Annotated in this window: 13 protein-coding genes; 7 read left to right on the top strand and 6 right to left on the bottom strand. The window is 68.8% G+C overall.

Features of this window, described 5'->3' with window-relative positions; translation table 11 throughout:
- Positions 1–115: 115 nt before the first annotated feature.
- On the bottom strand, positions 116–1102 hold the full coding sequence (locus tag OWM54_RS28695) for a methyltransferase (protein WP_267699579.1): 987 nt from the start codon (positions 1100–1102) through the stop codon (positions 116–118).
- A 245-nt stretch (positions 1103–1347) separates the two neighbouring features.
- On the opposite strand from OWM54_RS28695, the gene OWM54_RS43440 reads away from it, so the two are divergent.
- The 3 genes from OWM54_RS43440 (at position 1348) to OWM54_RS28680 (ending at position 3931) form a co-directional block, all read left to right on the top strand.
- Entirely contained in the window at positions 1348–1635 is a 288-nt protein-coding gene (locus tag OWM54_RS43440) for an NAD(P)-dependent oxidoreductase (protein ID WP_223751382.1), read from the top strand.
- A 233-nt stretch (positions 1636–1868) separates the two neighbouring features.
- Positions 1869–3248, top strand: a complete 1380-nt coding sequence (locus OWM54_RS43270) for a M57 family metalloprotease (RefSeq protein WP_305070844.1) — start codon at positions 1869–1871, stop codon at positions 3246–3248.
- 302 nt (positions 3249–3550) lie between these two features.
- Complete coding sequence (locus OWM54_RS28680; protein WP_223751381.1) at positions 3551–3931, top strand: type II secretion system protein GspG; 381 nt, start codon at positions 3551–3553, stop codon at positions 3929–3931.
- A 79-nt stretch (positions 3932–4010) separates the two neighbouring features.
- On the opposite strand, the gene OWM54_RS28675 is transcribed toward OWM54_RS28680, so the two are convergent.
- Positions 4011–4547, bottom strand: a complete 537-nt coding sequence (locus tag OWM54_RS28675; RefSeq protein WP_223751380.1) for a carboxymuconolactone decarboxylase family protein — start codon at positions 4545–4547, stop codon at positions 4011–4013.
- Between the two features lie 115 nt (positions 4548–4662).
- Here OWM54_RS28675 and OWM54_RS28670 point away from each other — a divergent pair, with 115 nt between their 5' ends.
- Together OWM54_RS28670 and OWM54_RS28665 are read left to right on the top strand one after the other, a co-directional pair.
- Positions 4663–5235, top strand: coding sequence for a MarR family winged helix-turn-helix transcriptional regulator (locus tag OWM54_RS28670; protein WP_223751379.1), 573 nt, complete (start codon positions 4663–4665; stop codon positions 5233–5235).
- Positions 5236–5495: 260 nt separating this feature from the next.
- Positions 5496–6020, top strand: a complete 525-nt coding sequence (locus tag OWM54_RS28665) for a hypothetical protein (RefSeq protein ID WP_223751378.1) — start codon at positions 5496–5498, stop codon at positions 6018–6020.
- A gap of 81 nt (positions 6021–6101) precedes the next feature.
- Here the strand turns inward: OWM54_RS28665 and OWM54_RS28660 are convergent, their stop codons facing one another.
- The 4 genes from OWM54_RS28660 to OWM54_RS28645 all read right to left on the bottom strand — a co-directional run bounded on the left by OWM54_RS28660 (position 6102) and on the right by OWM54_RS28645 (position 11557).
- Positions 6102–9662: an endopeptidase gene (locus OWM54_RS28660; RefSeq protein ID WP_267699578.1), complete on the bottom strand. Its 3561-nt coding sequence runs from the start codon at positions 9660–9662 to the stop codon at positions 6102–6104.
- Positions 9663–9910: 248 nt separating this feature from the next.
- Entirely contained in the window at positions 9911–10510 is a 600-nt protein-coding gene (locus OWM54_RS28655) for a TetR/AcrR family transcriptional regulator (RefSeq protein WP_267699577.1), read from the bottom strand.
- Positions 10511–10530: 20 nt separating this feature from the next.
- Positions 10531–11100, bottom strand: coding sequence for an imm11 family protein (locus OWM54_RS28650; protein ID WP_267699576.1), 570 nt, complete (start codon positions 11098–11100; stop codon positions 10531–10533).
- 37 nt (positions 11101–11137) lie between these two features.
- Positions 11138–11557, bottom strand: a complete 420-nt coding sequence (locus OWM54_RS28645; protein ID WP_223781530.1) for a DUF4345 domain-containing protein — start codon at positions 11555–11557, stop codon at positions 11138–11140.
- A gap of 62 nt (positions 11558–11619) precedes the next feature.
- Between OWM54_RS28645 and OWM54_RS28640 the strand changes: the two genes are divergently transcribed.
- Positions 11620–12222: a TetR/AcrR family transcriptional regulator gene (locus OWM54_RS28640; RefSeq protein ID WP_267699575.1), complete on the top strand. Its 603-nt coding sequence runs from the start codon at positions 11620–11622 to the stop codon at positions 12220–12222.
- 103 nt (positions 12223–12325) lie between these two features.
- Positions 12326–12868, top strand: a complete 543-nt coding sequence (locus OWM54_RS28635; RefSeq protein ID WP_223751372.1) for a hypothetical protein — start codon at positions 12326–12328, stop codon at positions 12866–12868.
- Positions 12869–12887: the final 19 nt, after the last annotated feature.

Genomic DNA, 12887 nt, shown 5'->3' with positions numbered 1-12887 from the left:
CGACTCCACGCGGAGTCCGCGCGACCTGCACGCGGACCCGCGGGTCAGTTCTTGTCACACAGTGACATCTTCAACGAAATGGAGGGTTTACCTCCTCCCGCGTCGGGCGGACGGCTCACGCCACCTTGCCCACGATGATGGAGTACGGGCCCTGGGTGGGGACGACGCGGTCCAGCTTGAAGCCGCCCTCGGCGAAGAGCACGTCGTACTGGACCTGGGTGCGCTCGCGTCCGCCCGCCAGCGACAGCATGACGATGTCCATCACCAGCGCGGGGTGCAGCTCCGGCCCCTCCGGCAGCATCATCTCCAGCACGAGCAGCTCCGCGTGGGCCGGCGCCGCCTGGCGGATGTTGCGCAGGATGGAGATGGCCTGCGGGTCCGCCCAGTCGTGGAGGATGTTGCTGACGATGTACGCGTCCGCGCGCGGCAGCGGCCCGACGAAGAAGTCACCGCCCTGCTTCTGCATGCGGGCATGCGCCTGCGCGTGCTCCACGACGTGGGGCAGGTCGAACAGCGTGCCGCGCGAGCGGGGCGTCGCGTCGAGCACCGCCGACAGCACGTGGCCGCGGCCACCCGCGATGTCCGCGATGTGCTCGTAGCGGTGGAACTCCATCGCCTGGAGCATGGCCGCGATGGCCATGTGCGACTTGCCCGTCATCGCCGCGTCGAAGATGCGCGCGTCCTCCGGGTGGGACTGGAGATACGGCCACAGGCCGCCGGGCGTCACCGTGTCGCACGCCGTCTGCCCCGTGCGCGCGGACACCGTCAGCGACTGGGCGCTGCGCCAGTTGATGTCGTCGTTGAACATCATGACCAGCGCCTTGAGCGAGTGCGGGTGGTTGGCCTTGAGGTGCTCGGAGTAGTCCGTGTGCGCCCAGCCCTGCGCGCGCCGCTCGAACACCCCCTGCGCCGACAGCAGGCGCAGCATCCGGTGCAGCGAGTCCGCGTGCGCCCCCGTCGCCTTGGCCAGCTCCTCCGTGCTCATCGGCGTCGTCCCCAGCACGTCCGCCACGCCGAGCTGTGCAACCGCATACAGACACCGCGGGGCCAGATACGACGTGGTGAGGTTGAAGATGAACGCTGGGGCGGGAAGTCGTTGCATGTGCGCTCCTGGTCGGCAGGCCTTCAATTGCCTGCAAGCTGAAATTCTACCTGGACCCGGGAACGACCCAGACACTCCCGCATACCGCCCTGCCTTCAAATGAACACAGATGCTGTATCCCATGACAATGACTGACATGGCGCACTCCGTCACGGAGCGTTGACTAAGGGGTTGTCGCCAGCCCCGCGGGGAGGGGCCATTCCAACACCGGGGGCGCCGAGGTGCCCGGCCCGGGGCGCCCTTTCATGCGTCCCGCCGGCCCCTTCGCCAAGGTGGCTCCCGGAGCGCCCCGCGCGGGACGGCGCTGGTATTGCCAGGAGGGCGCGGGCACTCGTGGCCTGATGGCAGCACAGGCGCTGGACGCATGGGGACCCCGGGGGTTCTTGAGCCACATCGCGCGAGGGTCCATCGTCGACGAGGCGGCGCTCATCCGCGCGCTCCAGGAGGGCGCATCGCCGACGCCAGCCAGGGTGTCTTCGAGCACGCGCCGGACGTCCCTCCCACCCTCGCGGCCTGTGGGAAGGTCGTCCTGACGTCCCATGCGGCCAGCGCCACCGGCGCCGCGCGCGGACCAGGTCTTCGCCAGCGTGCGAGACCATTTCAGCAGCAAGCTCTGACAGCGCTCAGCTGTCTCGAATCTCGGGGTTCGAGAGGGATTTATCATCCAGACATGTCACTGAGGACTTGGGGTGGGGGCACGCTATGAGACCTGGCGCGAAGCCCACGCCGGGCGGCGCATTCCCCGTTGTCAGATAGACGAGCATCCATGTTCAAGCAGGCAGCAGTCCTCGCCGCGACCGGTGTCGCATGGCTGGCCGGTTGTGGCGGTGTCGAGCCTCAGATGGAGCAGGAGGAGATCATCGCCAACCTCATCGAGGCGGGCTACCCGGCCCGGGACATCCAGGTCATCGACGAGGCGGTGTTCGTGGGCGGCGACGCGCACGTGACGCTCCAGGCGTCCCGCGAGATGCTTCAGGCGACCGAGGGGAGCCAGGAGCAGTTCCGCACGACCAACCTCGTCGGCGCCCACGTGACGAAGATCTGCATCAACCCCGCGCCTGGGTACGACGACTACATCTTCCTGCGCCAGGGGCTCGACCTGGCCATCGAGAACTACAACGCGCTGGGGCTGCGCTTCACCCTCGCGCGCGGTCCGACCGACGGCTGCACCGCGAACATCACCATCGCGCCCACCTCCGAGAACGTGAGCAGGGCGGGCTTCCCTGATCTCGGGCTGCCCTACGCGAACATCACGATGACGACCCAGCTGGGCGAGTTCTCCCTCGACGTCACCGAGCACACCATCACCCACGAGATTGGCCACGCGCTCGGCCTGCGCCACTCGGACTACTACAACATCTACATCAGCTGCCTGCAGTACTACGGCCACAACGAGGGCGACATGGGCGTGGGCGCCATCCCCATCTCGGGGACGCCCGAGGCCGCCACGTGGGACGGCTCCGTCATGAACACCTGCCCTCACGTCAACAGCAGCGGCGAGTTCACCAGCTCGGACGCCGACGCGCTGTTCGCGCTCTATGGAAAGCCCTGCGGGAGCGTCAACGTCGCGGAGTATCGCGGACAGACGGGGAAGCAGCTTCGCTGCGCCTGCTCCTCGGGGGGCTCGGGCTCGGTCTGGGGGACGAACAACTACACCGATGACTCGGACATCTGTCGCGCCGCGGTGCACGCGGGGGTGATGCCCCCCAGCGGGGGGAAGGTGACCGTCGAGGTGCAGCCGGCCCAGAGCACGTTCATCGGAACCACCCGCAACGGCGTCACCTCGTCCTCCTACGGCTACTGGGGCGGGAGCTACCGCTTCATCGGGGCGCAGATTCCACAGCCCCAGACGACGCCGCTCTGCTCGACCTACAACTTGACGTCCTATCGCGGGCAGACCGGGAGGGCCATCCGCTGCGGCTGCCCGACGGTGAGCCTGGGCGCGTCGATCTGGGGCACGGACCTGTACACCGATGACTCGGATGTCTGCGCGGCCGCCGTACACGCGGGCGCGATTCCCGCCTCCGGTGGAGATGTCACGGTCACCATCCAGCCGGGCCAGAGCAGCTACACGAGCACCAGCCGCTACGGCGTCACCTCGTCCTCCTACGGCTCCTGGGCGGGGAGCATCTCCTTGAGCCCGTAGTCCTCCTCGCGGCAACGGGCGGCCCGGAGGAGAATGCTCCGGGCCGTCTCACCCAATCACAGACGCCGCGAGGGACTCGGGGCCGCGTGGTGCCTCCATCGGCGAGCACCTGCCTGCCAATACGGCGCGCTCCCGGGGCACCACCCTGACGGGATGACGCGCCTGGAGTCAGGAGCAGACCTTGGCGCACGAGGAGGCCATGCGGGCATGGGGTTTGAAATGCCACCGCGCCCATGAATGACACCGACGCCCCACCGCCCCTCCCGGACTCCCGCCCGCGCCCACGAAAGGTGTGGCCCTGGGTGGTGGCGCTCAGCCTGCTGTCCTGCTGTGGCTTCAATGTGTTCGCGGTCATCCTCCCCAATTACAAGGCGGCGCAGCTGGACCGGGCCCAGTACGACCTGAAGAACCTCCGGCGCATGCTGGTCGGCTACCGGATGAAGACAGGGCGATACCCGACGCGAGAAGAAGGACTCCAGGCCCTGGTGACGAGCGGGCTCATCATCGGGGCCGTGCCGCTCGACCCCTGGGAGCGGCCCTATGGCTACTCGGTCGAGGCAGACGCCGTGGAGGTGTGGAGCCTGGGCCCGGACGGCCGTCGCGGCTGCGAGTGCGATGACCTCGTGGATGGGTATCCCGAGGGCCGACGTCCACCGTGCGCGGCGCCGCCGCACGCGCGATGACGACTATCGCGCGGGGCCGGGCGGGGACCTCCCGCTCGGCCTCACACGGTGCGAACACGCCACGGACCTCCGCGAGGACTCAAGCGACGCGAGGGAAGTCCACCTCGGTGCCCGCCACGACGTTGAGGTAGTTGGTGAGCACGTTCTGCGCGACGGCGGCCACCACCTCCACCAGCTCCGCGTCGCTCAGCCCCACCTTGCGCGCCTGCGCCAGCTGCGGGCCCACGTCCGCCGCCCGCGTCCGGGCGATGGCCACGGCCAGGTCCAGGATGGCCTGCTCGCGCGGGTCCGCCGAGCGCCCCGAGCGGAACCCCGTGAGCTCATCCGCCTTCACCCCCTGCCCCTTCGCCAGCGCCGTGTGCGCGGAGAGGCAGTAGGTGCAGCGGTTCAGCTCCGCCACCGCGATGGCGATGGCCTCCTGCGTGCGCGCGGACAGCTTCGCGCCGCCCATGGCGTTGAAGTAGCCCGCCACGGCCTCCAGCGCCGCGGGCGAGTGCGCAAAGGTGGAGAACATCTTCGGCACACCCCCGAACTTCGTCTTCAGGGCGGCGAGCGTGGGCTCGGAGGCCGCGGGCGTGTTCGAGGGGCCAACAGGGGCAATCAGGGGCGTCGTCATGGGGTGCTCCCAGGGACTGCGGGTGGTTCAGCGGGTCGATTGGTATCGACTCGACACTAAATGCGCCCGTCCCCTTCGCTTGTCAACTCAGTATCGACACGATACCTTTTGACCCATGGCCGGCGACCGCCTCTACGCGCTGCTCGAGCGACTCGGGAACCTGCTCCGAACGGAGGAGCGGGCGGCGGGGCTGCCCCATGGGTTGCAGCCGGTGCACCTGCAGGCGCTGCGCTACCTGCAGGCGTGCAATCGCTACAGCAACACCCCCGCGGCGCTGACGGAGTACCTGGGGCTCACCAAGGGCACCGTGTCCCAGACGCTGCTGCTGCTGGAGGAGAAGGGGCTGCTCCGAAAGGAGGCGGACACGGAGGACCGGCGCGTCGTCCACCTGCTGCTGACGGACGAGGGCCGCGCCGTGCTGAGGGCGGCCCTGCCACCGGAGCTCTTCAAACGGGCCCTGGCGCGGCTGCCCGGCGATGGCGAGGGACTCGAGGAGGCGCTCACCGGACTCTTGAGCGCGCTGCAGGCGGCGAACGCCCAGCGCAGCTTCGGCGCCTGCGCCACCTGCAAGCACTTCCAGCGCGAAGGCTCGGGGCGCTTCCGCTGCGGACTGACGCGCGAGCCGCTGTCTCGCGAGGACAGCCAGTTGTTGTGTCGGGAGCATGAAGCCCTGCCCGTGCCTCACTGACACGAGGCTCAGTGCGTGCGCCCGGCTGCGATTCCATCCGGTGGAACGGCTCCCGGACACCCTTCCCACCGAGGGCTTCGACTTCACCGTCGCCCCAGCGCCGCACGGAGCGTGCTGAAGACGCGAGACGCCCCGTGGGAGGCAGATGGTTGCCGGATGAGTGGCATCCAGACACCTCCTTGAACCTGTCTCCTCGGAGGAGGTCTCATTGCATCAGGGCACGCGGTGGTGATTCACGGCCCCAACGGAGGAGGCATCGGATGCGGAAGGCGACGTTCGCGAGATTGGGAGCCATCGGCACCGTGGTGATGCTGTCGACGGGGTGCGGCTTCGAGAAGAGCGTTTACGACATCGAGCTGAACGAGGCCGAGCTGAGCGCCGTGCCCTACGTCTGCGACAACGGCCGGAAGGGCTTCTCGGCTGCCTGGGAGGTCTCTACGAAGCAGCGATGGACCATCACCGCGGGAGAGCATGGCGACACGCGCATCGAGGTCCCTGGCTACTTCCGGACCCAGCTCCACAAGGTCCCCCTGGATGAGACGCCCTTCATCGTCAACGGAACCTCGGTCGAACGAGGCCCGTTCCAGTTCGTGGGCCTCGAGACCTTCATCGAGGACGACACCGGCAGTGGGACGGTGGTGCAGCGCTTCGTCATCGAAAGCGATTCGCTCGAGGCAGACCGCGTCGAGGGATTCATCGACCTCAGGACCCAGCTCATGGATGCCAACTTCGACACGCCCACGTGCAACTACGTGGTGAGCTTCACCGGCCGCCGCGTGGACTGAGTCTCGCGATACTCCACCAAGAGGCGCGCCTGGCGCACCGCCAGCCCCTGACACGAGCGGGCTGGCGGCGCCGGAGCAAGCTCAGCGAGTCACCTTCGCGCGGCCCTGCACGGCCTGGGGCCGGGTGGGGCTGGACGCGACGGCGGCGGAGACTCCGAACACGACGTCGTCGTTGTCATCGTAGAAGCCGAAGGTGCAGCTCAGCTGCGGGCTGGACGCTTCCACGAACTGGGCCCTCAGGACGTGCTGACCCACGCTGCTGCCCGCGGTGAAGGTGTGGCTGAAGGTCTTCGCCCCGCTGCCCGTGCACTGCAGGCCGGTGACGAGCGTGGACCAGAGCGGGAAGCCGGACACGGGGGCGTAGTAGAGGTTGAGCTTGTCCGTGGCGTCGTAGCACCACACCGTCACGTCCACCTTGACCTGCTTGCCCGGGGTAATCGGCCCGCCGTCCACGCTGCGCAGCACGACACGGTCGATGCTCTCGTCCAGGTGGTAGAAGCCGAACGGACCATCCGGGCAGCCATCCAGCGTGTTGGGCTCGTTCGGCTCCGCCGCCAGGAACTGGCTGCCACGGCTGTTGACCAGCGTGCCGGTGTCGCAACCGCAGCCGTTGCCGCAGACGGGCGTGCCGAGCGTGGCGTCATACGTGGCCACGGGCGGCGTGGTGCACGTGCCGCCTCCGCCCGTCTGGGTGGTGAAGCTGAAGCCCGCGCTGTAGTTGCCGGCGCCGCACGCATCCACCGCGCGCGCCCGCCAGAAATACTGCGTGCCCGCCGTCAGCGCGGACGTCACGCTCCAGGTGCTGGTGGGGAGCGTCGAGGCCGAGCGGACCACGCTGGAGAAGCCCGCGTCGGTGGCCACCTGCACCTCGTACGACGTCGCGCCCGTCACATCCCCCCAGTCGAGCACGGGGGACAGCGCGACGCCCGTCGCGCCATTGGACGGCGTGGCGAGCACCGGGGCCGCCGCGGGCTGACAGGTGGTGTCCGCGGTGGTGAAGCGGAAGGCCGCGCTGTAGTTGCCGGCGCCGCAGCCGCTCACCGCTCGCACGCGCCAGAAGTACTGCGTATTGGCCGTCAGCGCGGGCGTCACGCTCCAGGTGCTGTTGGAGAGCGCCGTCGCCGAGCGCACCACGGTGCCGAAGGCCGCGTCGGTGGCCACCTGCACCTCGTACGACGTCGCGCCCGCCACGTCCGCCCAGTCGAGCACGGGCGACAGCGCCACATTGGCCGCCCCATCCGCCGGGGTGGAGAGGGTGGCGACACCCGGGGGCGTGCACGGACCGCCGGCCGTCGCGCAGGTGCACGCGGCGGCGGGGCCGTAGCAGGCGCTGGAGCTGGCCGGCACGACGGAGTAGCAGTACTGCCGGCCATTGGCGACCTCACCATCCGTGTACGTGGTGCCGGTGACGGTGGCGACGCGCACCTTGCCGAAGTCACAGCCCGCGTAGCCCTCCGTCTTCATCACCCAGTACTCGCTGGCGCCGGGCACGCTGTTCCAGCCGAGCGCCACCTGGCCGTCGCTCGGCGTGGCGGTGGCGGTGGGCGCCGTCTTCGGGCCCGTGGCGCAGCCGGAGTTGGCGGGCGCGGGCGTGGAGCAGGCGATGCCGTGGCGGTTGAACGCCGCGTGGATGGCCGTCATGTGCGGCGTGCCGTCGTTGAGGTTGCCGTTGTCGTCGTCCGCGGCCAGCCACTGCATGTAGCCGTGGCTCGCGCCGCAGCCATCGGACGTGCCCGCCGAGCAGTTGCAGGCGTGCCACGAGCCCACGTTGCCGCTGCCCTGGTAGAAGACCTTGTTGCCGATGATGAACGCCGTGTTGGAGTCGTAGTTGAACGGCGCGGCCTGCAAGTCACGAGCGACCAGGTCCCACGCGGCCTGACGCACGGGCGCCGCGGCGCAGTGCACCTGACGGCCGCAGGGGCCGGTGCCGGAGGAGCAGCGCGAGCACACGAAGTTCTGCGGCGTGGCCGGCGTCTGGTTCGCGTGCGCCAGGTAGTCCGCGTCGCGCACGCCGGAGCAGCGGGTGTTGCACCACGTCCCGCCCGCCTGCGCCTCGTTCTGGTTGTAGCCCGTGCCGTCCGGCGTCATGCCGCAGCCCAGGTTCGTCGTGGCGAAGAAGCCATAGCCCACGCACGAGGCCTGCAACCGGTAGATGGACGCGATGTCCGCGTACGCCTCGCTGGAGTTGCTCAGCGCGCCGCCGGAGTCGAAGTCATCCATGCCGTGGCCCCACTCGTGGTCGAACACGGCCGCGATTTCGCCCGTGTTCCGGCAACCACCGCCGCTGCGGTAGAAGTTGACGGTGGAGCCGTTCCAGAAGGCGTTGCACGTGCTGTTGATGTTCACGTTGGCGGTGAGCTGGTTCTGCAGCCACGTGTTGTTGGGCAGCCAGCCGCGGCCCAGCTCGGCGATGCGGTTGAGCTCGTAGAAGGCGGAACGGGAGGCCGGCGTGTTGCCCGCGCCACCGCCGCCCGTGGTGCAGTCGTGCTGGTTGTTGGCGCCGCCCAGGTTGAGGTTGCCGGTGGCCGAGCTGGTGCTGGGCGAGCCGCACGTGTCGCTCACGCGCACGTAGCGGCCGGCCAGCGTGGTGGTGACGTTGCCGGAGGAGTAGTTGAAGACGCCGGCGCCGTCGGTGAAGTTGTTGGGCGAGGCCAGGCCCGTGTTCGCCCAGGGCATGGGCGTGTCCAGCTGCATGGTGCCGCAGGTGGTGTTGTCGGGGCAGATGCCGGTGCTGCTCAACGGATAGATGCCGCCCTTGATGGTGGCGTCCAGGTAGTGGTTGTCGTCCTCGAGCGCGAGCACCTCGCCGGAGTGCGCGTCCACCGTCACCTTCCAGCGCTCCACCTCACCGGGGTTCTGGAAGCCATACGTCCAGACGAGCTGGTGACGGTAGCCCTCGCCGAAGGCCGCGTCGGCGCGGGCCAGGGGGGCGAGCTCCAGCGTGGGCTCCTGCCACAGCGTGCTCGGCGTCTCCAGGAGGCCAAAGCGCTCACCGCCGAGCGTCAGGGCCTGCTCGGGGCTCAGCGTGGGCTTCGTGGCCGCGGTGACGTTGCTCCACGCCTCCGTCCCCAGGAGCACCATGTTGCCGTGGCTGAGCGTGGCGACCAGCTTGCCGTGGCGCACGGGGATGCCGTCGACCTCCTGCGGGATGAGCACGTGCCACAGCACGTCGGTGACTTGCTTCACGCGGGGCTGGCCCAGCTGGCGCAGGTCCACGCCGAGCGCGGCCTCGTTGTCGCTCAGGAACTTGAAGAGTGCATCGGCGACGACGGCCTCGTCGACCTCGCCGGTGGAGCGGCCCAGCTGCTGCTGGAGCGAGCCGAGCGTCACGGTGTTGCCCACGCCCTTGCCGGGGATGAGGGGGATGGCGCCCTGGACGGCGGAGGGCATGCCCGTCAGCGGGTCCAGGTACACGTGGAAGTCGCGCCCGTTGCGGGCGAAGAAGTCGTCCCACGCGCCGGGCGCCGCGCCCTTCAGCTTCGAGCGGGCTTCATCCAGGGACACGTTGGAGACGGGCAGGTACAGCTCCGGCTTGAAGAACGCCTGGCTCGCCAACGGGCTCGGTTGTGAGGGCTGGAGTGCCCACGCCAGCGCGCTGCAACACAGCACGAGACAGGCGACCCACTTCGACGATTGACGCATGCGGTCCTCCCGCGAAACGCGAAAGACAGACACTCCCCTCTGGGAGCACGCGTCCAGTCGAGCCCGCATCTGCGGGGCGTGAAAATCGCTATTTTCAGGAACTGTCGGACTTGCGGAAAGCCCTCTGGCGACGCGGAGCTAGACGGCCAAGGAGTGAACACTCACAAGGACTTCAAGTCTCACGTGTTCAAGACGGCGGGAAAGCAGCCGTTGCACTGGAGTTGACGCTTCGCGCCGGAGGCGGGGGCTCAGGAGGGGAAGAGCAGCCGCGTGTATTGCTTCACCCAGGCGCGGCGGGTGTCGAGGGTGCGGAAGTCGAGCAGGAGGACCTGGTCGAAGACGCGGGGGAGCATGGACACGAGGAGGATGGAGGACCAGACCTGGGTGAGCGCGAGTCGGCGGCGTGCTTCCTTCAGGTGGGGTGTGGCGGGGGCGAGCTTTCGGGACAGCGCTTCGAGGAAGGTGTTGAGGCGTTGGACGGCGGCGCCGTCGTAGCGTTGGTGCACGAGCGCGTCGTGCAGGTGGGCGTGGGCGATGCGGGGGTAGCGGCCGACGTTGCCGACGACGTCCTCGAGGAGGGTCTCGAAGGCCTCGCGGACGGAGAGGCCCTCGTCGAGGAGCCTGTCGAAGTCGAGGAGGACGTGGGTGAAGGCCTGGTCCAGGGTGGAGTCCAGGGCCTGGGTGATGAGCTTCTCCTTGCTGCGGAAGTAGTAGCTGATGGCGGCGCTGTTCACCTGCGCCTCGCGGGCAATCTCGCGGATGCCGGTGGCATCCAGCCCGTCGCGCTCGATGCAGATGATGGTCGCCCGGAGGATGCGCTCCCGGGCGTCCTGTTCCTTCGTTCCCATGCGCCACCATACGGTGGACCTCAGACCTCGGTGAAGCGCATCCCCGTGATACCGAGCGCCTCCAGCGCGAGCTTGAGGTCCTCGGAGACGATGAGCGCCACGGACCAGCCCCAGGTCCGGAAGAGCTTTGCCTCACCCACCTTCAACGGGTCGATTCTCAGCCCGTCCACGTCCCGGTACTGGCCCACCTTCTCGGGCCGTCCGTCCTCGGCGGTCCACCGCTCCACCTCCCGGGACGCCGCGTCGTCGATGCACTCGATGAGTTTCGTCGCCACGAGGATGCTGTACTGCTCGGGGTACTCCGGAATCTCCACCGGGATGACCTGCACATCCTCGGGTGCCAGTTCCGTGAGCAGCGTCGCCACTCGGACGTGGACGACGGGTGTCGAAATCCCCGCGAGGGTGAAATCGAAAGTCCTGCCCGGGACGTCCACGGGAATCCTCAATCGACCCGGGTTCTCGATGCGACGCCCCTTCTTGAACAGCCAGGGGTCCTCGACCTCGCGGCCACTCATGTCCGTGGGGATTCCGAGAGAACATCGCCCAGGGAGCGACATGTCGGGAGCAAGCTCGAAGAACCGTTTCGTCATGGGCTTTGAGCAGAAGGCTGCAAGTACGTAGCACCCATCAAGTCCCCGGGAGCGCCTCCGCGCGCCCCAGCGGCTGCGCGCTCTTCGACCACAGCACCGCGCAGAGCGCGCCAATCACCAGCTCCGCCACCATCGCCGCGACCAGCTCCGGCGCGGGCGTGCCGTCCACGGCCAGGCTCAGCAGCCGCGACATGCCGTAAGACAGGTACAGCGTCGTCGACACCGCCAGCGACGTGAACGTCAGCCGGCTCCAGATTCCGCCGGCCATGATGAGCAGCCCACACGCCAGCAATGCCCCTCCTGGCGCGCGCACCTCGCTCAACAGACTCACCTGCCCCCCATGGTCGATTCCACTCCACCCGTGGAACGCCTGCGGCGTGAACAACAACGCCGCGCCAATCGCCCCCCCGATTGCGCCCACGACCAGCAACACCGCCTTCGTCATCCGGTTTCGCATCGCCGCCCCTCGCTTGACACCGTGTCAATTGACTCCGCGAGAGATATTCGCGACTTTACATCATGTCAAGTGAACCGCCGGAGACCCGGACCCGCATCCTCGCGGCCGCGCTGCACCTGTTGGAGACACGCCAGGGGCAGGCCGTCCGGATGAGCGACATCGCGAAGAAGGCCGGCGTCAGCCGTCAGGCCGTCTATCTGCACTTCAACACCCGGGCCGCCCTGCTCATCGCCACCACGCTCTACCTGGACGAGCTCAAGGACGTGCGCACGCGCCTGGTCCCCAGCCGCACCGCGAAGAGCGGCGCGGAGCGCCTGGACGCATACGTCGGCGCCTGGGCCGACTACATCCCCGAGATTCGCGGCGTGGCCAAGGCGCTGATGGCCATGGCCGACACCGACGAAGAGGCCGCCGAGGCCTGGAAGAAGCGCATGGAGGACATGCGCGAAGGCTGCGCCGCCGCCATCGAAGCCCTGCGCACCGACCACACCCTCTCCCCCGACTACACACCGCGCGAGGCCACCGACCTGCTCTGGACGCTCCTGTCCGTGCGCAACTGGGAGCACCTCACCCTGGAGCGCGGCTACTCCCAGCCTCGCTACAAGGACCTGCTGCTGCGCACCGCGCGCCGGCTCTTCGTCCGCGCCCCGCGCTCGACTTCATGAGCGTGCGCCAGCCGCTGCGCACCGTGCAGTCCCCTGCACACGTCCCACCCCCTGCCTCCGCTGCAACTTCCTCCAGGTCCGTGCGTTGCAACTCCAGCACGCCATGAACCCACGCCTCCTCTGCGCCCTCCTCGTCCTCCTCCCCTTCGCGTCGCAGGCCCAGGTCTCCTTCCCCAAGAACGAGACCTGGCTCACCGTCGGCCCCCTCGTCAGCATCGACGACCTCACGGGCAAGCCCCGCTACGGGCTGGGGCTGGAGTCCACCCTCAACTGGGTCCATGAAGTCCAGAGCCTGGGCGCCTTCGCCCAGGCCCAGTGGATGACCCAGGGGGAGGCCCGCCTCGCCGGCGGCATCCAGGGCACCCTGCTCTTCGCGGGCCTGGAGCTGGGCGCCTACCACCTCACCGGAACCGAGGACCACCTGCCCACCACGGGCCTGCAGCTCACCCCCTTCCTCACGGGCATCTACGGCTCGCTGGGCGTGCGCATCAGCCTGCCCCTGAGCGACAAGGGCGGCGCGCTCGGCCCGGACGGCGTCCCCGGCCGCGTCCGACAGGGCCGCGAGGTGGGACTCGTCCTGACAGGCAAGCTCCCCTTCCTCCTGGGCGGCACGAGCACCTACGAGCCGTCCTATCCCTGGAACTAGGAGCGCATCCCTCCTCGGG

This window comes from Myxococcus sp. MISCRS1 (assembly GCF_026626605.1).
Classification (GTDB): Bacteria; Myxococcota; Myxococcia; order Myxococcales; family Myxococcaceae; genus Myxococcus; species Myxococcus fulvus.
Note: the sequence above shows the minus strand (reverse complement) of the source record. Positions and strands in the feature narration are given on the sequence as shown.